Origin of the sequence: Stackebrandtia nassauensis DSM 44728, assembly GCF_000024545.1 — a bacterium.
Taxonomy (GTDB): domain Bacteria; phylum Actinomycetota; class Actinomycetes; order Mycobacteriales; family Micromonosporaceae; genus Stackebrandtia; species Stackebrandtia nassauensis.
On record NC_013947.1, the window covers coordinates 4,049,477 to 4,073,508 of the forward strand.

Genomic DNA, 24,032 nt, shown 5'->3' on the forward strand with positions numbered 1-24,032 from the left:
GTGGGTCTTCATCGGGCGGCTCCTAAACTTCACAGGGCGTGCAGAATGTAAACTACACACGGCGAGAAGTTTTGTCGATTTCCGGGAGCGGTGATGAACGCGACAGCCGGACCCCAGAACGCCCGCGGGGCACGCACCCGGGCGGCGCTGCTGGAGGCCATCCACCAGATCGTGGAGGACGAGGGCTTCGAGGCACTGACGATGTCCGAAGTGGCCAAACGCGCCGGGGTGTCACGGCGCGCGGTGTACCTGCACTTCAGCAATCGTTCCGAGCTCATCCCGGCGCTGCACGACTACGTCGTGGAGGTGCTGGGACTGGAGGACTCGCTGACGCGGGTGTGGGACGAACCCGATCCGGTGGCCGCGCTCGACGAATGGGCCGGTCACCTCGTCCGGGTCCACATCGAGGCGATGGGCGTGGACCGCACCGTGCGTTCGGCGATGCACCACGACCCGGACGTGGCCGACTACCGCGCGGCGGTCGGCACCCGGCAGCGCCGCAACTGCCGGATGCTGATCGAGAACCTCGACGCCGCCGGAAGACTGTCGTCGCGCTGGGACCTCGACACCGGTACCGACATGCTGTGGGCCCTGATCTCCACCGACCTGCTGGAGGCCCTGTACCGGGAGCGCGGCTGGAGCAAGGACGCCATCCGCGAGCACCTGTCGTTCCTGCTGAAGCGCACCTTCGTGGCCGACTGAGCTCAGCTCAGCGACAGTTTGTATCCATAGTGGGACTTGGCGAAGCCCAGCCGCTCGTAGAACCGGTGCGCGTCTTCACGAGTGATGTCCGTGGTCAGTTGAACCAGACCGCAGTCCTGCCGCCGGGCCTCGTCGACGGCCCACTGGATCAGGTCCGAGCCCAGCCCGCCGCCGCGTTCGTCGCGGTGGATCCGCACCCCCTCGATGAGGCCGCGCGTCATCGCGGTGCGCGACAGCCCCGGGATCACGGTCAGCTGCAACACCCCCACGACCGTCCCGTCGCGGTCGGCGACCATCAGGTGCTGCCGCTCGTCGGCGTCCAGCGCCGCGAACGCGGTCCGGTAGGGCCGCAGGTCGCCGGGGGTCTCGCGGGTGGCGCCCAATGGGTCGTCGGCGAGCATGGCCACGATCGCGGGCAGGTCGGCGGCGGTGGCGCGGCGGATGTCGGGCTTGGTCACCTCGCGGATCCTACCCACCCGGCGGCGGGTCCTCGGTCCGCAGCCGCGACAGCACGGTCTCGGCGATGTCGCCCAGCACCTCGATCTGCTCGGGGCTGAGCAGGTCGATGAAGTGCCGCCGCACCGAGGCGACGTGGCCGGGCGCGGCGGTCTCGATGGCGGTGCGGCCGGTGTCCGTCAGCGCGACGACGGCGCCCCGGCCGTCGGCGGGGTCGACCTCGCGGGTCACCAGGTCGCGTTTCTCCATCCGGCCCAGGTGATGCGACAGGCGGCTGCGCGACCACCGCAGCCGGGCGCTCAGTTCGGTGAGCCGGGCCCGATGTCCGTCTATCGAGGACAGATGCGACAGGACGTCGTAGTCCTGCTCCGACAGTTCGGACATCGTCTGCAGGTCCCGGTCGATGCGCGGGTCGAGCAGGTTGCGCATCCGGCGGTAGCCGAGCCAGGCGCGCATCTCGGAGTCGGACAGCCAGCGGGGTCGCGTCGTCATGCCTCGAGCCTAGCCGATAGTTGACATGTCACACATCCCGCGCTAGGTTTACGTGACATGTCAACTAAACGGAGTGATCCCATGTCCCCCACCACCACCGGCCCGCGCATCCTGGTCTTCTCCGGCTCGGCCCGCACCGGCTCCCACAACGCCCGGCTGGCCGAACTGGCGCGACGCGCCCTCGCCGCGGCGGGCGCGCGACCGCACCCGGTGAACCTGCGCGAGTTCGCGCTGCCGCTGTACGACGGCGACATCCAAGCCGCCCAAGGCATCCCCGACGCCGCCCACCGCTTCGCCGATCTGCTGCGCGAACACGACGGCGTCGTCATCGTCTCGCCCGAGTACAACTACTCGATGCCCGGCACCGTCAAGAACCTCATCGACTGGGTGTCGCGGATCAAGCCCTGGCCGACCATCGGCGTCAACGGCCTGCTCATGTCGGCCTCGCCCTCGGCGGTGGGAGGGCACCGGGGACTGATCGCGCTGCGGGTCCCGCTGGAGGGCATCGGCGCCCGGCTGCACCCCGAGATGTTCACCCTCGCCTTCGCCGACAAGGCGTACGGCGACGACGGCGAACTGGCCGACGCGGGCTCGCGCGACCGGCTGCGCCGCCTCGTGTCCGACTTCCTGGACGTCGTCGCCGCGACCATCCACTATCGCCAGAGTCGGGAACTGGTCACCGAAGGGTAGGCGGCGGCGGTTCGTGCCACCGGGCCCGGGACCGCTTCTCGCGAACCTGCCGGTTCACGAAGTCCTCGTCCACCTCGGAACCGCGACGGCGGTCGGTGTTGCGGAACGTCAGCCACAGCATCGTGGCCCCGAAGGCCAGGATGAGGACCAGCGCGACGACGAAGATGGTGTTGCCCGCTGCGATTGACATGATGGGTCACTCCTTGCAGGTCTAGACCTCGGTCGGGTCGATGCGATCCCGAAGCCGGTCGACGAACGCGGCGCCCGGATCCACGATCAGGTTGGCGGGTGGACGATCCGGGGCGTCGGGGTGCGGGCGGGTGGGCGCGAACTTCTTGTTGCGCAGCATCTTCGCGCCCCGCTTCTGCAGGGTCAGCGGGCTGCACGCCGCCCCGACCAGCGGCAGTGTCACGTCCTCCTCGTCGGCCATGTGCCGACGGCACCGGCGGGTCAGCTCGGCGAGCAGCGCGATGAACCTCGGGTCGGCGCCGTCGAACTCCTCCAGCTCCTTCATGAGCCGTTTGAGTTCGGCGTGTTCGGCCAGTTCCCGGTCGGCCAGTTCGCGGCCGTTGTTGACATAGGAGCGCACCAGCGGATACAGGTAGTGTTCCTCGGCCAGCAGGTGCCCCACCAGTTCGGCGACCAGGGCGTCGGTGAGCGCCCGCCGCCACTCGCCGGTGAGGTTCTCGTCCTGCAACTCGGTGAAGACCCGGTTCAGCAGCCGGTGATCGGATACGACGATGTTGACGAGATTGGTTTCGGCAGTGGTGACCATCGAAGACCTCCTAGGCATCCGGGTCTCGCGGCCGTGGAAGTGTTGTGGGGCCGCCCTGCCAGGTACGGCCCCACAACCGGTCGGCGAAACCGAGATGTGTTGTGGGAATACCCAGTCGGTGCGTGCGTAAACAACCCGAGCGTGCGGCGGTCAGTACATCGGGTGGCCGGGTTCGGTGGCCTCGGCGGTGCCCAGCCGGGTGTGGATGTCCAGGGCCTCGCGCCAGTGCTCCTCGGCCCGGTCGGTGTCGGACAGCGCCCGAAACGCCAGACACAGTCCATGGTGGGCGCGAGCCTGCTGGTACGGGATGCCGCCGCGTTCGGCGACGAACAGCGCCTCGCGGTGGTGTTCCAGGGCTTGTTCGGGCTGGCCCGCGAGCCGGAACGACAGTCCCGAGTCGCTCAGCACCGCGGCCCGGTCGTCGTCCGGTGTGGACGGATCGGCGGTGGCCGACAGTGCCGTCAGGTGCCGGGCGCGGGCGGCGTCGACGTGGCCGAGCCGGGACTGAACCACGGCCAGCTGACTGGCGATCAGCGCCGCGCCGTACTCCCCCACCTCGCCGAACCCGGACAGCACCGACGCGAAGGCGGCCGCGGCCTCGTCCAGACGGCCCTGCCGGTAGAGGATCCGGCCGGAGTACTCGATGACGTAGGGCATGACCGAACGCAGCCGGTACTCCTCGGCGAGTCGGCGGGCGGTGTCGTTGAGGCGGGTGGCCTCGGGGTAGTCGCCGCGCAGGATCGCCAGCAGCGCCAGGTCGGTGAACAGGTTGGCCTCGGTGCGGACGTCGCCGTGCTCGCGCAGGTGCGGTATCGCGGCCTCGCAGGCGATGCGGGCCTGCTCGTACTCGCCGTGGTCGCGGTGGACGTAGGCGCGGGCGAAACCGGTGACGGCCTGCCGGTAGGTGTCCCGGGCCTGCCGGGCCGCGTCCATCGCCTGTCGATAGTGGTCGATGGCGATGTCGGAGCGGTTCAGCCGCCGGTATCCGCTGCCCAGCAGCACGTGCATGCGGTTGATGACGACCGGGTCGCCCAGCCGCCGCGCGGCCGACAGCGCCACCCGGAGCAGGTGCACCCAGTCCTCGACGCGGCCGCCGTTGTAGCAGTAGTCGGTGAGCGACCCGGCGATGCCGATCGCGTGTTCGGGGAACCCGGCGTCGTCGGCGAAGGACACCGCCGACACCAGGGTCGGGTAGCGGGAGTCCAGCCAGGCCAGGGCCGCGTCGGGGTCGGCGAAGGTCGGTACCGGTGCCGCGACCTCCGGTGTCCTGGTGGCGACCTGGCCACCGCCGGAGGCGTTCTCGGCGGCCAGCACCGCGGCCAGGTACCAGTCGAGGCCGCGTTTCAGCGCGGCCTCCCGGTCGGGGGCGTCGAGCCGGGAGGCGTACTCGGCGACCAGGTCGTGCATGCCCCAGCGGCCGTCCCCAGTGGGCTCCACCAGGTGTGCGGCGGCGAGTGTGGACAGGATCCGTTCGGTCTCGGCCAGGTCGGCGTCGGCCATGGCCGCCAGCGCTTCGACGTCGGCGGTGCCCGAAGGGTGCAGCCCCAGCAGCCGGAACAGGTGCCGGGGCCCAGGCGCCAGGACCTTGTAGGACGTCTCGATGGCGGCGGCGACACCGCCGGGCGAGTCCTCCGGATAGGACAGTGTCGCGAGCCGATCGCCGGAGTCCAGGTCGTCGACCAGTTCGGACAGTTCGTGGTCCGAGCCGCCCGACAGCTGGCTGGCGGCCAGCCGCAACGCCAGCGGCAGGTTCCCGCACTGCTCGGCGAGCCGCGCGATCAGGGTGGCGGCGACCGGTCCGGGGCGGGCGCCCAGCGTCTCGGCCAGCACCCGCTGCGAGTCGGCGCTGGACAGTTCGGCGACGGTGATGGCGTGGACGCGGTCAAGGCCGCTGAGGTTGTCGCGGCTGGTGGCCACGGTCAGGCAGCCGTCGTCGCCGGGCAGCAGCGGCCGCAGCTGTCTCGGCCCGACGGCGTTGTCCAAGACGATGAGGATCCGGCGCCCGGCGACGGTGGCGCGGAACAGCGCCGACAGTTCGCTCTCCCCGGCGGGCAGCCGGGAGGCCGGAACCCCCAAAGCCCGAAGGAAACCCGTCAGCACCCGGGCCGGTGGCGCCGGTTCGGTGCCGGAGAAGCCGCGCAGGTCGGCGAACAGCTGGCCGTCGGTGAAGCGGGCGGAGAGTTTGTGCGCCCAGGTCAGCGCTAGCGCGGTCTTCCCGGCGCCGCCGGGTCCGACGAAGGCGACGGTGTCGTGGTCACGGGCCACCGCGGCGTCGGCGGCGTTGATCAGTGTGTCGCGTCCGATGATCCCGGCCGGGGCGGCGGGCAGCTGCCGGGGCACCGCGACCTCGGCGGCCACGTCGGTGCGGGCCGACAGCAGGTCCCGGTCGTCGGCGAGGATGCGGCGCTGGATGTCGGCGAGCCTGGGCGAGGGGTCCACGCCGAACTCGTCCCGCAGCCGCTGCCGGGCCTGCCGGTAGCACTCCAGCGCCTCGATGCCACGGCCGCAGCGGTACAGCGCCACCAGGTACTGCCCGATGAGGTTCTCGTTGACGGGATTGTCGGCCACCACTTCGGACAGTTCGCCGATGACGCGGGCGTGGTTGTCGCGGGACAGTTCCACCTCGAACAGCTGCGTCCACACCTCGACGTGCTCGGGTTCCACGGCCACGGAGATCGAGTCCGCCCAGCGGCAGTCGACGCGCGACAGCGGTCGTCCCCGCCACAGGCCCAGCGCCGCCCGCAGCAGCGCGACCGCGCGGGCCGGGTCGGTGGCCGCCAGTCCCCGGGCCTGCGTGGCCCAGGCGCGCATGGCGTGGACGTCGACGTCGGTGTCGGCGATGTTGAGGGTGTAGGTGCCGCTCTTACCGGTGATGGTCGCACCGGTGTCCGACAGCAGCGAACGCAACCGGGTCACATACGGCGACAACGTGTTCCGCGGATTGGTCGGAGCGTCACCGTCCCAGACCCGCTCGATGATCGTGTCAGTGTCCACCGGAGTACCCGGCGTCCAGGCCAGACACGCCAACACACACGCCTGCTTCGGCGTACCCGCCGAGACCGGTTTTCCCTGGACGAGAACCGATACCTCTCCGAGCAGCCTAATGAGCGGTGAGTCACCAACGGGAGGCATTCCTATATGCAATCACGGCGGCCGGGCATTGCCTAATCGGACTTTCGGATATGCCAACCTTGAGGCCATCCCGACGCCCCAGGAGTGCGAACATGACCGAGATCGCGTTGACCCCCGGACTGCGGCACTCCGCTCGGCTCACGGTGGACGAAAGTCTCACCGTCCCGGCGGTGAACCCGTCGTTCACCGGTTTCGCCGACATGCCAAGGGTTCTGGCCACCGCGTTTTTGGTGGCTTTCGTGGAGTCGACCTGTGTGGAGGCACTCAGTCCGCTGCTGCCGTCCGGGACCCAGACGGTGGGGACCCTGGTCAACATCAGTCACACCGCCGCCACGCCGGTGGGTCTGACCGTCACCGCGACGGTGGAACTCATCGAAGTGGACAAACGTCGGCTGCGGTTCGCGGTCGAGTGCCGCGACGACCGCGACGTCATCGGCAAGGGTCACCACGAGCGGTTCATCATCGACCGCCGGGCCTTCGACGCCAGCGCCGAGGCCAAACGCGCCAACCCGTCCTGACCGACGGCGTTACGGCGTCACGCGCAGGATTCCCTCCTGCGCCGTGGTGGCGATGTGGCGGCCGTCGGTGGTGTAGAACTGGCCGGTGGCCAGGCCCCGCCCGCGCGAGGCCGAGGGGCTGGCCGAGTCGTACAGGAACCACTCGTCGGCGCGGAACGGCCGGTGGAACCACAGCGCGTGGTCGAGGCTGGCACCGGCGTAGCCGCCCGGCCCCCACACCTGGCCGTGCCGGTTCAGCACGGTGTCCAGAAGGGTCAGGTCACTGGCGTAGGTCAGGACGCACACGTGCAGCAGCGGGTCGTCGGGCAGTTTGCCGTCCACCTTCATCCACACCCGCTGCTGGGTGGCGGCGTGGCGTTCCCCCGAGGCCGCGAAACCGGACTCGCCGATGTAGCGCACGTCGATGGGACGCGGGATGCGCGCCCAGATGCCCAGCCGGTCGGGATGGGAGGCCAGCCGCTCGGTGAGCGTGGGGACCTCCACCGGCGGCGGGACGTCGACCGGGGCGGTCTCGCCGTGCTCCAAGCCGTCCTCGCCGGTGTGGAACGACGCCGACATGAAGAAGATCGTCTGGCCGTTCTGGACGGCCACCGTGCGCCGCACCGAGAACGAGCGGCCGTCGCGGATGCGCTCCACCTCGTAGACGATGGGCTTGGTGGAGTCACCGGGGCGGACGAAGTAGCCGTGCAGTGAGTTGACGTGCCGCCCGGCCTCGACCGTGCGTCCGGCCGCGACCAGGGCCTGACCGGCGACCTGGCCGCCGAACACCCGCTGCGGCGAGACCTGCGGGCCCACACCCCGGAAGATGTTGAGCTCGATCTGCTCCAGGTCCAGGACCCGCAGCAGCCCGTCGACCGCCGGTTGTCCCGTCAGCACTTCACTCACTTGGTGTCCGTTTCTCCGATCCGATGTACCCGAAGGGTATTGGTCGAACCCGGGGTTCCGGGAGGCGAACCGGCGACGATGACGACCAGGTCACCGACGTTGGCCTTGCCGAGCGAGAACACCGCCTGGTCGACCTGGTCGAACATGTCGTCGGTGTGGTCGACGTAGGCGACCTCGTGGCTCTCCACGCCCCACGACAGCGCCAGCTGGCCCCGGGTCTTGGGCTCGGGGGTGAACGCCAGCAGCGGCAGCGGGCAGTGCAGCCGGGCCAGCCGGCGCACGGTGTCGCCGGTCTGGCTGAAGGCGACCAGCGCCTTGGCGTCCACGGCCCGGGCCACCTTGGAGGCCGCCGAGGTCAGCGCGCCGCCCTGGGTCTTGGGGTCGTGCTCCAGTTTCGGGACGGTGAAGGAACCCGCCTCGGTGGTGGTGACGATGCTGGCCATGGTGCGCACCGTGCCGATCGGGTACTTGCCGACGCTGGTCTCGCCGGACAGCATCACCGCGTCGGCGCCGTCCAGGATCGCGTTGGCCACGTCGGAGGTCTCGGCGCGGGTGGGCCGGGCGTTGTTGATCATCGAGTCCAGCATCTGGGTGGCGACGATGACCGGCTTGGCGTTCTCGCGGCACATCTGCACGGCGCGCTTCTGCACCAGCGGCACCTGCTCCAGCGGCAGTTCCACGCCGAGGTCGCCGCGGGCGACCATGATGCCGTCGAAGGCGTCCACGATGGCCTCCAGCCGCGACACGGCCTCGGGCTTCTCGATCTTGGCCAGCACCGGACGGCGGACGTCCAGTTCGGTCATGATGGCGTGCACCGGGTCCACGTCGGCCGGGTCGCGCACGAACGACAGCGCCACCAGGTCGACGCCCAGCCGCAGCGCGAACCGCAGGTCCTCGGTGTCCTTCTCGGACAGTGCCGGGACGCTGATGGCCACGTTCGGCAGCGACAGGCCCTTGTGGTTGGACACCGGGCCGCCCTCGATGACGAGGCAGTTGATGTCGTCGCCGTCGACGTCGAGCACCTCGAGCACGAGGCGGCCGTCGTCGACCAGCAGCCGGTCGCCGCCCTTGACCTCTTCGGGGAGCTTGGTGTAGGTGACCGACACCCGCTTGGCGGTGCCCGGGACGTCCTCACTGGTCAGCGACACGTGGTCGCCGGTGTTCCACTCGGCCTTGCCCTCCTCGAACTTGCCGAGCCGGATCTTGGGGCCCTGCAGGTCGGCGAGGATGCCCACCGCGGCGTTCGCGTCGGCGGCGGCCTGCCGGACCATGTGGTACATGGACTCGTGGTCGGCGTGGGTGCCGTGGCTGAAGTTGAGGCGTGCGACGTTCATCCCGGCTTCGACGAGGCCACGGATGCGGTCGGGGGTTGAGGTGGCGGGTCCGAGGGTGCAAACGATCTTGGCGCGTCGGGTCACGATGGGCAAGCCTAGTCCACAAAAATTATTGGAGAACCACGCGCCCCGTGCGTTAACGCACGTTAAGGCACACGTCATGCCCCCGGCACGGGCCCGGGGCGGAGCGTTCATCTCAACCGGCCCATGAAGGCGTCCCGGAAGATGGACGACTGCCACAGGTTCTTGCGGTCCCGGCGCGAGTGCCACACCTCGGCGCTGGCGGCGCTCATGTACGCGTGGTACTCGCGCCGCAACTGGAAATAGCCGTACACGTAGCCCAGGATCCCCAGCGGCAGCGCGATCGGGATGACGACCATCGGGGCGCTGTTCTCGCCGACACAACCGGCGATCAGCGATCCCACACTGGACAGTATGCCGATGTAGTACAGCCGGTAACCCCACAGCGCCTTGCGGTACGGCATCTCACGGCGCACCCGATCCAGGGTCTCGTTGGCCTTGGACAGGTCGGCCTCGACGGCGGCACGGTGTCGCGCGAGCGCCTGTTCGTCGTCGTGGTCCGGCTCGGGTCGACCGTTGTTCTCGTCGGCGGGATCGGGAGACACGTGGTCACCGTAGTCGTTTGCCACGACGCCGTCACCACCAGCGTCGCATCACGCGGTCAAGGGCACACTGTCGGGTTCCACCGGTGCCGGGAGGGGTGTCGCGAAGCCGAGGTAGCCGTGGATGGCCGCCGCGGCGGCACGTCCCTCCGCGATCGCCCACACGATCAGCGACGCTCCCCTGTGGGCGTCACCGGCGACGAAGACGCCCTCGGCGTCGGTCTGCCAGTCCGGGGCGCACTCGTAGACACCGCCCGACAGTTCCAGCCCGGCCTGGCGCAGCAGCGGCTGCTCCTCGCTGCCCGCGAAACCGATCGCCAGCAGCACCAGGTCGGCGGGGATGTCGCGCTGTGAACCCGGCACCTGGTTCACCACCCGGCGGCCGCCGGTCTTGTCGACGGTGACCTCGCTGACGCGCATGGTGCGCACGTGCCCGGCCTCGTCGCCGAGGAACTCGAACGCGGCGTGGGCGAACACCCGCTCGCCGCCCTCCTCGTGCGCCGGGTAGTCGCGCAGCAGGTTGGGCCAGCTGGGCCACGGGTCGCGCTCGGCGTCGCGCTGCTTCGGCGGCTCCGGGTACAGGTCCAGCTGGGTCACCGAGGCCGCGCCCTGCCGGTGCGCGACACCGAGGCAGTCGGCGGCGGTGTCGCCGCCGCCGATGATGACGACGTGTTTGCCGCGCGCGTCGATGGGCGCGAACGGCGCCCGCCCGGCCACGACCCGGTTGGCGCCCACGAGGTGGTCCATGGCCATGTGCACCCCGGCGAGGTCCCGGCCGGGGACGTCGGTGTCGCGTCCGGCCAGGGCGCCGACCGCCAGCAGGATCGCGTCGTGGCGGTACCGCAGTTCCCGCATCGAGATGGACACGCCGATCTCGCAGTTGACGACGAACTGGACGCCCTCGGCGCGCAGCTGCTCCAGTCTGCGGTCGATGTGCCGCTTCTCGAGTTTGAAGTCGGGGATGCCGTACCGCATCAGACCGCCGATGGCGTCGTCGCGTTCGTAGACGGTGACGGCGTGACCGGCACGCGCCAGCTGCTGGGCGGCGGCCAGCCCGGCCGGGCCCGAACCCACCACGGCCACCGACTTGCCGGTCGGTTCCGGGATCGGCTGCGGCGTGACGTTGCCGTCGGCGAAGGCCCGCTCGGCGATGTCGGCCTCGACCTGCTTGATCGTGACGGCGTCGTCGGCGATGCCCAGGACACACGCGGACTCGCACGGCGCCGGGCACAGTTTGCCGGTGAACTCCGGGAAGTTGTTGGTGGCGTGGAGTTGTTCGGACGCGGCGTCGAAGCGGCCGGTGCGCACCAGGTCGTTCCACTCCGGGATCCGGTTGCCCAGCGGGCAGCCGTTGTGGCAGAACGGGATGCCGCAGTCCATGCACCGCGAGGCCTGCTCGCGCAGCTTGGTCTCGTCGGACTGCTGGTAGACCTCGCGCCAGTCCATGAGCCGCAGCGGCACCGGACGGCGCGGCGGCAGTTCGCGGACGTGTCGCAGGAAACCGTTGGGGTCAGCCATGACGCGCCTCCATTGCCTCGGCTTCGGCGCGCTCGGCGGCAGCCAGCGCGCGCTTGTACTCGACGGGGATGACCTTGGTGAAGCCGCCGGCGGCGCGTGGCCAGTCCGACAGCAGCCGAGCCGCGACGGCCGAACCGGTCTCGTCCCGGTGCTGCCGCAGCAGCTTGTGGAGTTCGGCGATGTCGCTGGCGCCCAGATCGTCCAGGTCCACCAGGGTCTGGTTGACGCGCGCCGGGTCGAGCCGGTGCACATAGGCCTGTCCGCCGGACATCCCCGCGCCGAAGTTGCGGCCGGTCGGTCCCAGCACCACGACAGTGCCGCCGGTCATGTACTCGCAGCCGTGGTCACCGACGCCCTCGACGACCGCGACCGCCCCGGAGTTGCGGACCGCGAAGCGCTCCCCGGCCCGGCCCCGGCAGTACAGCTCGCCGGAGGTGGCGCCGTACAGCAGCGTGTTGCCCGCGATGATGTTGTCCTCGGCGGCGAACTCGGCCGCCTCGTCGGGCCGCACCACGACCCGCCCGCCCGACAGTCCCTTGCCGACATAGTCGTTGGCGTCGCCGGACAGCCGCAGCGTGACCCCGGCGGGCAGGAACGCCGCGAAGGACTGGCCCGCGGTGCCGCGCAGCCGCACCGTGATGGTGTCGGCGGCCAGGCCGTCGCGGAACCGGCGGGTGACCTGCGAGCCCAAAAGGGTGCCGACGGAACGGTCGGTGTTGGCGACATCGACGTCGATCTCGATCGGGTCGCCGCTGGTCAGCGCCGGTGCGGCCAGTTCCACCAGCCGCTGGCCGAGGGTGTCGTCCAGTTCGTGTTCCTGGTCGCGGGAGCGGCGCAGGCTGGCGCCCTCGGGCAGTTCGGGCCGCCACAGCAGGTTCGACAGGTCCAGGGCCGCGGCCTTGGGGTCGTTGATGCTCTCGCGGCGGCGCAACAGTTCGGTGTGGCCGATGGCCTCGTCGAGGCTGTGCATGCCGAGGCTGGCCAAAAGCTCCCGCACCTCTTCGGCGATGTAGCGGAAGAAGTTCTCCACGAACTCGGCCTTGCCGGTGAAGTTCTCGCGCAGCTTGGGATTCTGTGTGGCCACGCCGACCGGGCAGGTGTCCAGGTGGCACACCCGCATCATGACGCAGCCGGACACGATGAGCGGCGCGGTGGCGAAGCCGTACTCCTCGGCACCCAACAGCGCGGCGACCACAACGTCGCGTCCGGTCTTCATGGCGCCGTCGACCTGGAGGCTCACCCGGTCGCGCAAACCGTTGCGCAGCAGGGTCTGCTGGGTCTCGGCCAGTCCGATCTCCCAGGGCGCCCCGGCGTGTTTGACGGAGTTGGCCGGTGCCGCGCCGGTGCCGCCGTCGTGCCCGGAGATGAGGACGACGTCGGCGTGCGCCTTGGCGACCCCGGCCGCGACCGTACCGACGCCCACTTCGGACACGAGTTTGACGTGGATGCGGGCGTCCCGGTTGGCGTGTTTGAGGTCGTGGATCAGCTGCGCCAGGTCCTCGATGGAGTAGATGTCGTGGTGCGGCGGCGGTGAGATCAGGCCGACGCCGGGGGTGGCGTGCCGGGTGGAGGCGATCCACGGGTACACCTTGTTACCCGGCAGCTGTCCGCCCTCGCCGGGCTTGGCGCCCTGGGCCATCTTGATCTGAATGTCGTCGGCGTTGACGAGGTATTCGCTGGTGACGCCGAAGCGGCCCGAGGCGACCTGTTTGACGGCACTGCGGCGCAGCGGGTCGTACAGCCGGTCGACGTCCTCGCCGCCCTCGCCGCTGTTGGACTTGCCGCCCAGGCGGTTCATGGCGATGGCCAGCGTCTCGTGGGCCTCGGCCGACAGCGCCCCGTAGGACATCGCGCCGGTGGAGAAGCGACGCACGATCGTGTCGACGTCCTCGACCTCGTCGATCGGGATCGGGGTGCGGCCCTCGGCGAAGTCGAGCAGGCCGCGCAGCGAACCGCTGTCGGCGGTCAGGGCGTCCACCTTGGAGGTGTACTTCTTGAACACGTCGTACTGGCCCGAGCGGGTGGAGTGCTGGAGCAGGAACACCGTCTCCGGGTTGAACAGGTGCACCTCACCGTCGCGGCGCCACTGGTACTCGCCGCCGACGTCGAGCTCGGCGCCGTCGGTGTAGGCGTGGGCGTGGCGTTCGGCGACGTCGGCGGCGATGTCGGCCAGCCCGGCGCCGCCGATGCGGGAGTCGGTGCCGGTGAAGTACCGGTGCGTGAAGTTGGCGTCGAGACCGACGGCCTCGAAGACCTGGGCGCCGCAGTAGGACGACACCGTCGAGATGCCCATCTTGGACATGATCTTCAGTACGCCCTTGCACAGGCCGGTGACGTAGTTGCGGATCGCGACGGCCGGGTCGGCCTCCAGCGCGCCGGTGGCGATCATGTCCTCGATGGACTCGAACGCCAGGTAGGGGTTGATGGCCGCGGCGCCGTAGCCCAGCAGCACCGCCGCGTGGTGCACGGTGCGGCAGTCGCCGGTCTCGACGACCAGCGCGATCTGGGTGCGGGTCTGTTCGCGCACCAGGTGCTGGTGCACCGCGGCGGTCAGCAGCAGCGACGGGATCGGCGCCAGGTCGCGGGTGGAGTCGCGATCGGACAGCACCAGGATCCGGACACCGTCCTCGATGGCCTCGGAGACGTGGCGGCAGATCTCGACGAGCCGGGCCTTCATCCCGGCCGCGCCGAGCCGGGCCTTGTACAGGCCCGACACCCGCACCGCCTTGAAGCCGGGCATGTCGCCGTCGGCGTCGATGGACAGGATCTTGGCCAGTTCGTCGTTGTCGATGACCGGATAGGACAGTTCGATCTGGCGGCAGGACGCGGCCGAGGGCTCCAGCAGGTTGTGCTCGGGCCCGATCGTGACGCCCAGCGAGGTGACCAGTTCCTCCCGGATGGCGTCCAGCGGCGGGTTGGTGACCTGCGCGAACAGCTGGGTGAAGTAGTCGTACAGCAGCCGGGGCCGCTTCGACAGGCTGGCCACCGGGGTGTCGGTTCCCATGGACACCACCGGTTCGGCGGCCGTGGCGGCCATCGGCGCCAGCAGCATCCGCAGCTCCTCCTCGGTGTAGCCGAAGACGCGCTGGCGGCGGCGCACCGAGTCGTGGGTGTGGACGATGTGCTCGCGTTCGGGCAGCGAGTCCAGATGGTTCAGTCCGGCGTGGGTCCAGTCGGCGTAGGGATGCTCGGAGGCCAGGGCGTCCTTGATCTCGTCGTCGGCGATGATGCGCTTCTCGGCGGTGTCGACCAGGAACATCCGGCCCGGGGTCAGCCGTCCCTTCTCGGCGATGGACTCCGGCGGCAGGTCCACGACCCCGGACTCGCTGGCCAAGACGACCAGGCCGTCGGTGGTGCGGCACCATCGGGCCGGGCGCAGGCCGTTGCGGTCCAGGACGGCGCCGATCTGGGTGCCGTCGGTGAAGGCCACACAGGCCGGTCCGTCCCAGGGCTCCATCATGGAGGCGTGGAAGCGGTAGAACTCGCGCCGCTTGGGGTCCATGGTGGCGTGTGACTCCCAGGCCTCGGGAATCATCATCAGCATCGCGTGCGGCAGCGACCTCCCGCCCAGGTGCAACAGCTCGACGACCTCGTCGAAGTTCGCCGAGTCGGAGGAGCCGGGGGTGCAGATCGGGTACAGCCGCTTCAGTCGGCCGGGCAGGGCGCTGGTGGCCAGCTGTGCCTGCCGGGCGGTCATCCAGTTGCGGTTGCCGCGGATGGTGTTGATCTCGCCGTTGTGGGCGACCATCCGGTAGGGGTGGGCCAGCGGCCAGGACGGGAAGGTGTTGGTGGAGAACCGGCTGTGCACCAGCGCCAGCGCGCTGTCGAGGCGCTCGTCGTGCAGTTCGGGGTAGAAGGTGCCCAGCTGCGCGGGCGTCAGCATGCCCTTGTAGACGATGGTGCGCGAGGACAGCGAGATCACGGCGGCGTCGCAGGAGCGTTCCCGCAGCTCGCGTTCGGCCTGTTTGCGGACGGCGAACGCGCGCCGGTCGAGTTCGATGCCGCGCGAACCGTCGTCGGCGGCCATGAACACTTGGACAACTTCCGGTGCGGCGGCCAGCGAGGCCGGGCCCAGACAGGAGGGGTCGACGGGGACGTCACGCCAGCCCAGCACGGTCATGCCCTCGGTGACGGCGTATTTGGCGAGCACGCCGCGCACCCGCTCGGCGGTGTCGGGGCCGCAGAACACCAGCCCGGTGGCGTAACCGCCCGGCTCGGGCAGCGCGAAGTCGGTGACGGCGCGGTAGTACTCGTCGGGGACCTGCAGCATGATCCCGGCGCCGTCGCCGGAGTCGGGGTCGGCTCCGGCCGCGCCCCGGTGGGACATCCGGCACAGGCTGGACAGTCCGGCCTCGACGATGCGGTGGGCGCGGTGCCCGGCGACGTCGACGACGAAGGCCACGCCGCAGGCGTCGTGTTCGTTGGCCGGGTCGTACAGGCCCGCGGACGCTGTGTGGCGGTCGGCTGGCGGCGAAGTGAATGAGGGTACGGAAGATCGCACGCTGGTGGGCCTCCTTCGTCGTCACAAGTAACACCGGGGAAATCGGGTGTTCACAGGATTTGATCGGGACGACGTCGGCCCGTAATCGTGCAAGTGTAGGTGAGATCGGGGGTGGCTGTCACGGCCGTCCCGGGATTCGGTCAAAGCATGACAGGCCACCATTCGATCACGCAATCGAACACACTACGCTCGCCGATACTCCGTGCGCCCCCTTGAACTTCCATCCCCGCACGGAGCAATAGATATTCGGAGAGAGAAGAACATGACTCAGCCACCGCCCTACCAGGGTGGCTACCCCCCACAGCAGGACCCTTACGGTTCCGGCGGTTACGGGCAGCAGAACCAGACGCCCAGCGGTTTCCCGCAGCAGGGCGGATCGCCCAGCGGCTACCCCCCACCCCCCGGCGGATCGCCCAGCGGTTTCCCGCCCGCCGGTGGTGGCCCGGGAGGTCCTCCTCCGGTGCCCCCGCCCTCCGGGACGGGCAAGAAGATCGGCGGCATCATCGGCAGTATCGCGCTGGTGCTGCTCATCGGCATCGGCTGGATCGTCGTGAAGTACGTCATCGGTTCGGGCATCGGCTCGGCGGCGGACCACGCCACCGGCGACACCCAGATCGCCGAGGAGGGCGACTGCACCACCAAGTCGAAGAACACCGTCACCACCGACGCCAGCGACGTCAAGGTCGTCGACTGCAAGGCGGAGGACGCGTTCTTCAAGGTCGTCAAGCGCATCGACGACCCGTCGGGCACCGACGGCGAGAAGGTCAGTGAGAAGGAGTGCGCCGGTACCGCGGCGGCCGACTACATCTACCTGGAGAAGACCGGCTCCGGCATCGACTGGGTCCTGTGCCTGGACCCGCAGGAGATCGACACCGCCAAGTTCGGTGAGATCCCGGCCAAGGCGGGCGAGTGCCTCAGCGACAACGAGGAGTACTTCGAGCTCGTCAAGTGCGACGACTCCAAGGCCGCCTACGAGGTGCTGACCGCCGAGGACAACCCGGACCAGTCACTGACCGACGGTGACTCGGCGTTCAACGCCATCTGTGACCCCAACTCGACGCTCTACTACACCAGCGAGAGCGCCAACAACGACGTTGGTCCGTACGACTGGTTCCTCTGTACGATCGAAGTGGCTAAATAGATTTTTGAGGACACGGTGTGACCATCGTGGTCGCACCGTGTCCGTTCTCATGACGGCAATTCTCGTCACGACCTGGCCTTTGACGTTAGGGTCGGCGATTGGGACGACACACCACTACTGCTTGGAGCAGGCCTTGACCTACCAGCCACCGGGCGACCCGAACCAGAACCCGTATCAGCCGGGCCAGTATCCGCCACCGGAGCCGACGACTCCGATGGGGGGCCAGTCGGGTTGGCCGGATCCGTACCAGGCTCCGGACCCCTATGGTCAGCCGCCGACGTCGGGACCCGCCTACGGGCAGCCGACCTCCGGGCAGCCCTATGGACAGCCGACTTCGGGACAGCCCTATGGACAGCAGCCGGGGGGCTTCGGCCCGGGCGGGCCGGGGATGCCGCCGCCTCCGCCGGGTGGTTTCACGCCCGGCGCGCCGCCGCCGTCCTCGGGCGGCAACGGCGCCATGATCGGGATCATCATCGCCGTGGTGGCGGTACTGATTCTGGCCGTGGGTATCGGTGGGTTCTTCCTGATCCGGGGCGCCGCCAACGACTCCGCCGACGGTGGCGACGAGTCGACCACGAGTGAGTCCTCCAGCAGTTCCTCGGAGGAGACCACCAGCGCGCTGCCCTCGGAGACCTCCGACGACACCGGCAACTTCGCCGACGCCGCGCAGGCCGGTGACTGCCTCGACTATCCGACGGACCCCAACGACACCAAGGTCGTCGACTGTGGTGACTCCTCGGCCTACTACGAGGTCCTGGAGCGGGTGGACTCGCCGTCGACCACGGAGAACACCGACGAGGCCGCGGCGGCCGAGTGTGAGGGCACCAGTTTCGACTCCACGTTGTACCTGTTGGGCAGTGACGTGGCGGACCCGTTCGTGCTGTGCCTGAAGACCTTGTGACACCATAAGACGACAAAGACCGTCCACACCGGATATCCGGTGTGGACGGTCTTTTCGCGTCGGCCGTTATCGCAGGAACGGCAGCGCGCGCACGAGCGGCGTGCGCGCCCACGCCTTGCCGAGGCCGAGGGTGTCCCCGGCGCGCGCGGCCGCCAGCGCGATGGCGGTGACGAGGTAGACGAGGTGTTCGTCCATGAAGGGGTTGTTCTCCAGCGGCAGCGAGGACAGCCACAGCATGCCCAGGAGGGCGATGCCGCCGATGGCGGCCACCCGCATGCCGATGCCGAGGATGAGCGAGACACCCAGGCCGCCCATGCCGAGCATGAACAGCCAGTCGGCCCAGACCTGCCCGCTCATGGCGGAGAACAGCCCGGCGAAGGTTCCCTCGACGCTGCCGAGGTAACCGGCGGTGGGGCTGTTCCCGTCGAGCCAGGAGCCGTCGGAGGGGGTGCCGCGGCCGAGTCCCAGGAGTTTGTCCAGGAAGGCCCACAGGAAGATCCATCCCAGGCAGATCCGAGCGAGTGCCAGGGCCACGCGGGCGAACGGGGACAGTGGGGATTCGGGCTTGTCGTTGCTTTCGTGGGTGGATGCGGTGGGAGAGGCGATGTCGGTCATGTCCATGCCTTTGCGATTCGACGTCACGTATGCGAATTAGGTAAGGCTAACCTCACTAATTCGCCACGCTCACGATAGGGTGCGTCGAATATCACTGTAAAGACTCTAGACAGTATTTATGTAGATTTTTAGATATGTAGTAGTTGTCTTTTTTTCACTTAGTGCTGGACTTTCGGCTCACAGCCGGATCAGCCGCCGTTCCAGCGCCGCGGCCACCGCGGCGGTACGGGAATCCACGTCGAGCTTCGCGTAGATGTGCACCAGGTGGGTCTTGACGGTGGCCTCGGTGATGAACAGCCGTTTGGCGATGGCCCGGTTGCTGTCGCCGCGCGCCAGCGCCCGCAGGATCTCCACCTCGCGCGAGGTCAGGGTGGTGCGCGGCTGCCGCAGGTGCCGCATCATCGAGTCGGCCACGGCCGGGCTGAGCACCGGCTCGCCACGCGCCGCCGCCCGGATCGCCGTGAACAGCTCCTCCGGCGGACCGGCCTTGAGCAGGTAGCCGCGGGCCCCGGCCTCCACCGCCCGCACCACGTCGGCGTCGGAGTCGTAGGTGGTCAGCACCAGGATCGCCGGGGGCGCGGGCGCGGCCAGCACGGTCTCGATGGTGGCCACCCCGTCCGGCCCCTCCCCCAGTTGCAGGTCCATCAGCACGATGTCGGGAGCGGACTCGGCGATGCCGCGCACCGCACCGGCGCTGTCGGAGGCCTCCCCCACGACCGTCATGTCGGCCTCGCCGTTGATGAGCGCGGCCAGGCCCGCCCGCACCACCACGTGATCGTCGACGATGAATACCTTCATGACGCCCGCTTTCGCTCGGGTGGCAACGGGATGCGCGCGGCCAGCGCCGTGCCCTCCCCCGGTGTGTTCTCAATGGTCAGTTCGCCGCCGAGTTCGGCCAGCCGGTCGCGCATCCCCGGGATGCCGTAGCCGCGTTGCGGCCCGGAGCCGGAGCCCACGTCCGCCCGCGCGAGGCCGTCGCCGGGCACGGGCTCGCCGACCGGGAAGCCCGCGCCGTCGTCGACCACGTCCAGCGACAGTTCAGCCCCCAGGAACGACAGGGTCACCACCGCGGCCGATGCGCCCGCATGCTCAACCACATTGGACAAGGCCGACTGCGCGACCCGCAGCACCGCCAGCCGGACGCGGTCGTCCACGGTGGTCTCGACGCCCTCGAGCCGGAACCGCACCGCCACCGGGTTCTCGCGGTCCACGTCGGCGCACAGCACCCGCAGCGCCTCGGCCAGCGAGGTGTCGTCCAGCCGGGGCGGACGCAGGTCCCGCACGAACCGGCGGGCCTCGTCCAGGTTCTCGGCCGCCACCGCCCCGGCGCGTTCGACGTGCTCGCGGGCGGCGTCCGGATCGGTGCCCCAGACCCGTCCGGCGGCCTGCAACAGCATGCCCATACTGGACAGTCCCTGGGCGAGGGTGTCATGGATCTCGCGCGACAGCCGTTCCCGTTCGGCCAGCATCCCGGCCTCGCGCTGCGAGGCCGCCAGCGAGTCGCGGGTGGCGGCCAGGTCGTCGATGAGCCGCTGCCGCTGCGTGATCTCGTGGTTGAGCAGCCAGAAGAACGCCGCGATCATGACGGCGATGCCGATCGGCGCCAGGAACAGGCTCGGCTCGACGACGTCGGCGATGCGCACGCCCCCGACGATGACCGCCAGCGTCAACACCACCGCAACCGCGATCGTGACCCGGCCGGGCAGCAGCCGCAGCGCCAGGAAGTACAACGGCACCGCGCACCACGCGAACGACGGTGCCAGCTCCACCGTCACCAGCCACAGCACCACCACGGCGCCGAACCACACATAGCGCCACCGCGCGGTGGTGTAACCGGCCGCCGCGCCGCCCGCGTAGACCACCGCCAGCAGCAGGCTGCCGACCAGCGCGGCCACGGTCAGTCCGGTGACCTCGTGCCGGGCCACCAGCCGGGCCGCCGAGGAGGCCAGCAGCAGGAAGAAGGCGGCGTGCATGGCGCGGTCCACCCACAGGCGTGCGTTCATGGCTTCCTTCTCGCGTCCTCGCCGCGTCCGAAGAGTCCATATTAGGGTGTTGACCCGGTGCCGCATCCATCAAAAGGTGGAGATCGCGGCTCCATCGTCTCGGGCCGCCGTGCCCATCACACGTGCGATGGCGGCGGGCCCGGATCCGGGAAGCCTTGAGAGCACGAAAGCACAAGACTTCGAGAAAGGCACCATCATGAACATCAAGTCCGTGAAGACCCGGGTCATCGTCGGAGCGCTGGGCGCGCTGGCCATCGTCGGCGGCGTCACCGGGGTGTCGGCGTATACCGCCAGCCCCGCCGACGCCAACCCGGCCACCACCGTCGCGGCCGCCGGGGACGAGGCGGTCACCGAGACCAAGACGCTGTCGAGCGAGGCCGCGCTCAAGGCCGCCAAGGCGGCGCTGAAGGAGGCCGAGGAGCAGAACCAGCGGGTCACGGTGGCCATCGTCGACCGGGCGGGCAACACCATCGCCCTGGTCAAGGGCGACGGCGCCGGACCGCAGACCCAGGAGTCGGCCGAGCGCAAGGCGTTCACCGCGGTGTCGTTCGGCAAGGCCACCAGCGAACTGACCGAGGGCGCCACCGGCGACGCCCCCAACATCTCCGACATCCCCGGCACCCTGTTCCTGGCCGGCGGCGTCCCGGTCACCGCCGACAAGGCCCCGATCGCGGGCATCGGCGTGGGCGGCGCCCCCAGCGGCGACATCGACGAGAAGATCGCCGAGGCCGGTCTGAAGGCGATCGACTAGCCATGGCGGGCGATCGACGTGGGCACGGCCCGTCGCGGCGGGCCGTGCTGGCGGTGGCGCTGGCGGGACTGCTGGCGTCGTGCGCCGCACCGGACACCGAACCGCGATCGGAACCGTCGCACTCACCGTCGAAGGAGGAGGACACCATGTCCAGTGAGGAACAGGCCGAACTCGACGAGCGGCTGTTCACGGCCGTCAACGACGACGACGTCGACGCCGCCAAGGCGCTGGTGAAGCAGGGCGCCAACGTCAACGCACTCGACGACCGGCACGACACGCCCTGGCTGGTCACGGGAGTGACCGGCAGCGTCGACATGCTGGAGGCGCTGCTGCCGGGCGAACCGGACGTCACGATCCGCAACCGCTTCGGCGGGACCTCGCTGATCCCGGCCTGCGAACGCGGGCACGCCGACTACGTCGCGGCGGTGCTGGAACGCACCGACGTCGACGTCGACCACGTCAACGACCTCGGCTGGACCGGGCTGCTGGAGGCGGTCGTCCTGGGCGACGGCTCGGACCCGTACCAGGAGATCGTGGCGTCGCTGATCTACCACGACGCCGACGTGAACCTGGCCGACGCCGACGGGGTGACGCCGCTGGCGCACGCGCGCCAGCGCGGCCAGGACACGGTCGCGAAGCTGCTGACCGAAGCCGGGGCCCGCGAGTAAGCGGACACAAAGGACGCCGCCGCCCACCACAGGTGGGCGGCGGCGTGTCGGTTGTCGTGTCAGTGAGCTCCGACCCCGGTGAGGGAACGGACCTCGAGTTCGGCGTACTTCTCCACGTCCGGCTTCTCCCGGGACAGCACGGTGCCCAGCCAGCCGAAGAAGAAGCCCGCCGGGATCGACACCAGGCCGGGGTTCTCCAGCGGGAACCAGGCGATGTCGACGCCCGGGAACAGGGCCGCGGGTTTACCGGCCGGGTCGAGCTTGCCACCGGTGACGATCGGCGAGCAGATCACCAGGATCACCGCGGTCAACAGTCCACCGTAGATGGCCCAGGTCGCGCCGCGGGTGGTGAACCTCTTCCAGAACAGACTGTACAAAATGGCCGGAAGGTTGCCCGACGCGGCGACCGCGAAGGCCAGCGCCACCAGGAAGGCCACGTTCAGCCCCTGGGCGAAGATGGCCAGCACGATCGCGGCGATGCCGATGACGACGGCGGCCAGCCGGGCCACCAGGACCTCGCGGGCCTCGCCGTTCGTGGTGCGGCCCTTGCCGAGCAGGCTGAACACCCAACCCAGCCGCAACGTCTTGGCCAGACCGCTGCCCCGGTAGACGTTGGCGTACAGGTCATGCGACAGCGACGAGGACGACGCGAGCGTCAGCCCCGCGACCACGGCCAGGATGGTGGCGAAGGCGACGGCGGCGATCAGTGCCAGCAGCACCGCCCCGCCCACGTCTCCGCCAAGGAATCGCTCCCCCAGCGCCTGGGCCAACTGTGGCGCGGCGGTGTTGCCGCCCTTGTCCTGCTTGGCGATCGCCGCGCTGCCGACCATCTCGGCGGCACCGAAGCCCAGCGCCAGCGTCATCAGGTAGAAGGTGCCGATGATGCCGATCGCCCACAGCACGCTCTTGCGGGCGGTCTTGGCATTGGGGACGGTGTAGAACCGGATCAGGATGTGCGGCAGGCCCGCGGTTCCCAGCACCAGCGCCAACCCGAGCGACAGCAGGTCCAGTTTGCTCATCAGGGTCTTGAAGGCGTCGCCGGATTCGACGCCGTACTTCAGGCCCGGCACCAGGAAGCTGTCGCCGGGTTTGCCCGAGGCCTCGGCGGCCTTGCCCAGCAGCGAGGAGATGTTGAACCCGAAGGCGATCAGCACCAGCAGCGTCATCAGCGCCGCGCCCACCATGAGCAGTACGGCCTTGATGATCTGGACCCAGGTGGTGCCCTTCATGCCGCCGACGACCACGTAGGTGATCATGAGCGCGCCGACCAGGATGATGGTCAGGTTCTTGGCGGCCCCGGCGCTCATGCCCAGGAAGGTCTCGTTCTCGCCGATGCCCAACAGCAGTGCCACCAGGGCTCCGGCGCCGACCATCTGCGCCAGCAGGTAGAAGATCGACACGGTGACGGTGGAGACCGCCGCGGCGGTGCGCACCGGGCGCTGCCGCATCCGAAACGCCAGCACGTCGGCCATCGTGTACTTGCCGGAGTTGCGCAGCAGTTCGGCCACCAGCAGCAGCGCGATCAGCCAGGCGACCAGGAACCCGATGGAGTACAGGAAACCGTCGTATCCCGACAGTGCGATGATCCCGGCGATGCCCAGGAAGGACGCGGCGGACATGTAGTCGCCGCCGATGGCCATGCCGTTCTGGAATCCGGAGAAGCCGCGTCCGCCCGCGTAGAAGTCGGTCGCGGTGGAGGTCTTGCGCCCGGCCATGACGGTCACGAACAGGGTGACGGCCACCAGGACGACGAAAAGGACGATGGTGAGGGTGCGCGAGGTGGCGTCGACTCCACCGGCTGCCAACAGGTTCATGCCTTGTCCTCCTTGGCGTCCTCGCCGTCCATGTGCCGTTTGATCGCCTCGGCCTTGGGGTCGAGGTGTTTGTCGGCGTATCGGGAATAGGCCCAGGCGATGAGGAAGGTGCTCACGAACTGCAGCACCCCGAAGACCAGACCGACGTTGATGTGCCCGACCAGCTTGTAGGCCATGAAGCCACGCGCGTAAGCCGACAGCAACACGTACAGGGCGTACCAGGCCAGGAACGCCACCGTCACCGGAAACACAAAGCGCCGCAATGCTTTGCGCAAGGCGGCGAATTCCGGACTGTTTTGGACGGTGACGTTTGCCGACGCACCGTCGGGTGTAGATCCTGGATCTCGCGATTTCGGAGACATCGGAGTCCTTTCTGGAAGACGCGGGCATATGAAAGGAAATTGCGAAGTACCGTATCGCCATCCATCGATTTCCACCAGTGGTTGCGATGGCGATAAGACCTCACATCTTAGTGATGCTCGTCACCATCGCAACCCGGGATCGCTCCCAGAC

The 24,032-nt window shown here is 69.3% G+C and carries 22 protein-coding genes; 7 read left to right on the top strand and 15 right to left on the bottom strand.

Features of this window, described 5'->3' with window-relative positions; translation table 11 throughout:
* Positions 1-93 precede the first annotated feature (93 nt).
* Entirely contained in the window at positions 94-702 is a 609-nt protein-coding gene (locus SNAS_RS18715; RefSeq protein WP_013019022.1) for a TetR/AcrR family transcriptional regulator, read from the top strand.
* Positions 703-704: 2 nt separating this feature from the next.
* Here the strand turns inward: SNAS_RS18715 and SNAS_RS18720 are convergent, their stop codons facing one another.
* Positions 705-1,103, bottom strand: coding sequence for a GNAT family N-acetyltransferase (locus SNAS_RS18720; RefSeq protein WP_052305295.1), 399 nt, complete (start codon positions 1,101-1,103; stop codon positions 705-707).
* A gap of 67 nt (positions 1,104-1,170) precedes the next feature.
* Positions 1,171-1,650, bottom strand: coding sequence for a MarR family winged helix-turn-helix transcriptional regulator (locus SNAS_RS18725; RefSeq protein ID WP_013019024.1), 480 nt, complete (start codon positions 1,648-1,650; stop codon positions 1,171-1,173).
* Between the two features lie 81 nt (positions 1,651-1,731).
* Here SNAS_RS18725 and SNAS_RS18730 point away from each other — a divergent pair, with 81 nt between their 5' ends.
* Positions 1,732-2,340, top strand: a complete 609-nt coding sequence (locus SNAS_RS18730) for an NADPH-dependent FMN reductase (RefSeq protein ID WP_013019025.1) — start codon at positions 1,732-1,734, stop codon at positions 2,338-2,340.
* On the opposite strand, the gene SNAS_RS18735 is transcribed toward SNAS_RS18730, so the two are convergent.
* From SNAS_RS18735 to SNAS_RS18745, 3 genes are all read right to left on the bottom strand, one after another.
* The gene (locus SNAS_RS18735) at positions 2,327-2,530 is read right to left on the bottom strand and encodes a hypothetical protein (RefSeq protein WP_013019026.1); all 204 of its coding nucleotides are present in this window, start codon (positions 2,528-2,530) and stop codon (positions 2,327-2,329) included. The two genes, SNAS_RS18730 and SNAS_RS18735, sit on opposite strands and share 14 nt — an antisense overlap.
* A gap of 21 nt (positions 2,531-2,551) precedes the next feature.
* Entirely contained in the window at positions 2,552-3,115 is a 564-nt protein-coding gene (locus SNAS_RS18740) for a hemerythrin domain-containing protein (protein WP_013019027.1), read from the bottom strand.
* A 150-nt stretch (positions 3,116-3,265) separates the two neighbouring features.
* Entirely contained in the window at positions 3,266-6,247 is a 2,982-nt protein-coding gene (locus SNAS_RS18745; protein ID WP_013019028.1) for an AfsR/SARP family transcriptional regulator, read from the bottom strand.
* A 92-nt stretch (positions 6,248-6,339) separates the two neighbouring features.
* Between SNAS_RS18745 and SNAS_RS18750 the strand changes: the two genes are divergently transcribed.
* Positions 6,340-6,765 carry a thioesterase family protein gene (locus SNAS_RS18750; RefSeq protein WP_013019029.1) on the top strand — a complete coding sequence of 142 codons (426 nt, stop codon included), beginning with the start codon at positions 6,340-6,342 and terminating at the stop codon, positions 6,763-6,765.
* A gap of 9 nt (positions 6,766-6,774) precedes the next feature.
* Here SNAS_RS18750 and SNAS_RS18755 read toward each other — a convergent pair whose 3' ends face one another.
* The 5 genes from SNAS_RS18755 to gltB all read right to left on the bottom strand — a co-directional run bounded on the left by SNAS_RS18755 (position 6,775) and on the right by gltB (position 15,626).
* Positions 6,775-7,650 carry an acyl-CoA thioesterase gene (locus tag SNAS_RS18755; protein WP_013019030.1) on the bottom strand — a complete coding sequence of 292 codons (876 nt, stop codon included), beginning with the start codon at positions 7,648-7,650 and terminating at the stop codon, positions 6,775-6,777.
* Positions 7,647-9,068 carry a pyruvate kinase gene (gene pyk / locus SNAS_RS18760; protein WP_244409038.1) on the bottom strand — a complete coding sequence of 474 codons (1,422 nt, stop codon included), beginning with the start codon at positions 9,066-9,068 and terminating at the stop codon, positions 7,647-7,649. The genes SNAS_RS18755 and pyk overlap by 4 nt, the downstream gene beginning before the upstream one ends.
* A gap of 107 nt (positions 9,069-9,175) precedes the next feature.
* The gene (locus SNAS_RS18765; protein WP_144300560.1) at positions 9,176-9,610 is read right to left on the bottom strand and encodes a hypothetical protein; all 435 of its coding nucleotides are present in this window, start codon (positions 9,608-9,610) and stop codon (positions 9,176-9,178) included.
* 48 nt (positions 9,611-9,658) lie between these two features.
* Positions 9,659-11,125 carry a glutamate synthase subunit beta gene (locus SNAS_RS18770; RefSeq protein WP_013019033.1) on the bottom strand — a complete coding sequence of 489 codons (1,467 nt, stop codon included), beginning with the start codon at positions 11,123-11,125 and terminating at the stop codon, positions 9,659-9,661.
* Complete coding sequence (gene gltB, locus SNAS_RS18775; protein WP_013019034.1) at positions 11,118-15,626, bottom strand: glutamate synthase large subunit; 4,509 nt, start codon at positions 15,624-15,626, stop codon at positions 11,118-11,120. The genes SNAS_RS18770 and gltB overlap by 8 nt, the downstream gene beginning before the upstream one ends.
* A gap of 262 nt (positions 15,627-15,888) precedes the next feature.
* Here gltB and SNAS_RS18780 point away from each other — a divergent pair, with 262 nt between their 5' ends.
* Positions 15,889-16,767, top strand: a complete 879-nt coding sequence (locus SNAS_RS18780; RefSeq protein WP_013019035.1) for an LppU/SCO3897 family protein — start codon at positions 15,889-15,891, stop codon at positions 16,765-16,767.
* A gap of 133 nt (positions 16,768-16,900) precedes the next feature.
* Positions 16,901-17,668 carry an LppU/SCO3897 family protein gene (locus tag SNAS_RS35265; protein ID WP_144300562.1) on the top strand — a complete coding sequence of 256 codons (768 nt, stop codon included), beginning with the start codon at positions 16,901-16,903 and terminating at the stop codon, positions 17,666-17,668.
* A 66-nt stretch (positions 17,669-17,734) separates the two neighbouring features.
* On the opposite strand, the gene SNAS_RS18790 is transcribed toward SNAS_RS35265, so the two are convergent.
* The 3 genes from SNAS_RS18790 to SNAS_RS18800 form a co-directional block, all read right to left on the bottom strand.
* Positions 17,735-18,283 (bottom strand): DoxX family membrane protein, encoded by a 549-nt coding sequence (locus tag SNAS_RS18790; protein WP_013019037.1) that lies wholly within the window; start codon positions 18,281-18,283, stop codon positions 17,735-17,737.
* 177 nt (positions 18,284-18,460) lie between these two features.
* Positions 18,461-19,081: a response regulator gene (locus tag SNAS_RS18795; protein ID WP_013019038.1), complete on the bottom strand. Its 621-nt coding sequence runs from the start codon at positions 19,079-19,081 to the stop codon at positions 18,461-18,463.
* Positions 19,078-20,286 carry a sensor histidine kinase gene (locus SNAS_RS18800; protein WP_013019039.1) on the bottom strand — a complete coding sequence of 403 codons (1,209 nt, stop codon included), beginning with the start codon at positions 20,284-20,286 and terminating at the stop codon, positions 19,078-19,080. The genes SNAS_RS18795 and SNAS_RS18800 overlap by 4 nt, the downstream gene beginning before the upstream one ends.
* Before the next feature lie 196 nt (positions 20,287-20,482).
* On the opposite strand from SNAS_RS18800, the gene SNAS_RS18805 reads away from it, so the two are divergent.
* Positions 20,483-21,037, top strand: a complete 555-nt coding sequence (locus SNAS_RS18805; RefSeq protein ID WP_041625046.1) for a GlcG/HbpS family heme-binding protein — start codon at positions 20,483-20,485, stop codon at positions 21,035-21,037.
* A 2-nt stretch (positions 21,038-21,039) separates the two neighbouring features.
* On the top strand, positions 21,040-21,705 hold the full coding sequence (locus SNAS_RS18810) for an ankyrin repeat domain-containing protein (RefSeq protein ID WP_052305058.1): 666 nt from the start codon (positions 21,040-21,042) through the stop codon (positions 21,703-21,705).
* Positions 21,706-21,764: 59 nt separating this feature from the next.
* Here SNAS_RS18810 and SNAS_RS18815 read toward each other — a convergent pair whose 3' ends face one another.
* Both SNAS_RS18815 and SNAS_RS18820 read right to left on the bottom strand, forming a co-directional pair.
* Complete coding sequence (locus tag SNAS_RS18815; protein ID WP_013019042.1) at positions 21,765-23,519, bottom strand: solute symporter family protein; 1,755 nt, start codon at positions 23,517-23,519, stop codon at positions 21,765-21,767.
* Entirely contained in the window at positions 23,516-23,881 is a 366-nt protein-coding gene (locus SNAS_RS18820; RefSeq protein WP_013019043.1) for a DUF485 domain-containing protein, read from the bottom strand. Before SNAS_RS18820 ends, SNAS_RS18815 begins: the two co-directional genes overlap by 4 nt.
* Positions 23,882-24,032 lie beyond the last annotated feature (151 nt).

Excerpts from the sequence above, each read along its gene's own strand:
- SNAS_RS18715 (WP_013019022.1), top strand. The coding sequence starts at position 94 with ATGAACGCGACAGCCGGACCCCAGAACGCCCGCGGGGCACGCACCCGG.
- SNAS_RS18720 (WP_052305295.1), bottom strand. The coding sequence starts at position 1,103 with ATGCTCGCCGACGACCCATTGGGCGCCACCCGCGAGACCCCCGGCGAC.
- SNAS_RS18725 (WP_013019024.1), bottom strand. The coding sequence starts at position 1,650 with ATGACGACGCGACCCCGCTGGCTGTCCGACTCCGAGATGCGCGCCTGG.
- SNAS_RS18730 (WP_013019025.1), top strand. The coding sequence starts at position 1,732 with ATGTCCCCCACCACCACCGGCCCGCGCATCCTGGTCTTCTCCGGCTCG.
- SNAS_RS18735 (WP_013019026.1), bottom strand. The coding sequence starts at position 2,530 with ATGTCAATCGCAGCGGGCAACACCATCTTCGTCGTCGCGCTGGTCCTC.
- SNAS_RS18740 (WP_013019027.1), bottom strand. The coding sequence starts at position 3,115 with ATGGTCACCACTGCCGAAACCAATCTCGTCAACATCGTCGTATCCGAT.
- SNAS_RS18745 (WP_013019028.1), bottom strand. The coding sequence starts at position 6,247 with ATGCCTCCCGTTGGTGACTCACCGCTCATTAGGCTGCTCGGAGAGGTA.
- SNAS_RS18750 (WP_013019029.1), top strand. The coding sequence starts at position 6,340 with ATGACCGAGATCGCGTTGACCCCCGGACTGCGGCACTCCGCTCGGCTC.
- SNAS_RS18770 (WP_013019033.1), bottom strand. The coding sequence starts at position 11,125 with ATGGCTGACCCCAACGGTTTCCTGCGACACGTCCGCGAACTGCCGCCG.
- SNAS_RS18780 (WP_013019035.1), top strand. The coding sequence starts at position 15,889 with ATGACTCAGCCACCGCCCTACCAGGGTGGCTACCCCCCACAGCAGGAC.
- SNAS_RS18790 (WP_013019037.1), bottom strand. The coding sequence starts at position 18,283 with ATGACCGACATCGCCTCTCCCACCGCATCCACCCACGAAAGCAACGAC.
- SNAS_RS18795 (WP_013019038.1), bottom strand. The coding sequence starts at position 19,081 with ATGAAGGTATTCATCGTCGACGATCACGTGGTGGTGCGGGCGGGCCTG.
- SNAS_RS18800 (WP_013019039.1), bottom strand. The coding sequence starts at position 20,286 with ATGAACGCACGCCTGTGGGTGGACCGCGCCATGCACGCCGCCTTCTTC.
- SNAS_RS18805 (WP_041625046.1), top strand. The coding sequence starts at position 20,483 with ATGAACATCAAGTCCGTGAAGACCCGGGTCATCGTCGGAGCGCTGGGC.
- SNAS_RS18810 (WP_052305058.1), top strand. The coding sequence starts at position 21,040 with ATGGCGGGCGATCGACGTGGGCACGGCCCGTCGCGGCGGGCCGTGCTG.
- SNAS_RS18815 (WP_013019042.1), bottom strand. The coding sequence starts at position 23,519 with ATGAACCTGTTGGCAGCCGGTGGAGTCGACGCCACCTCGCGCACCCTC.
- SNAS_RS18820 (WP_013019043.1), bottom strand. The coding sequence starts at position 23,881 with ATGTCTCCGAAATCGCGAGATCCAGGATCTACACCCGACGGTGCGTCG.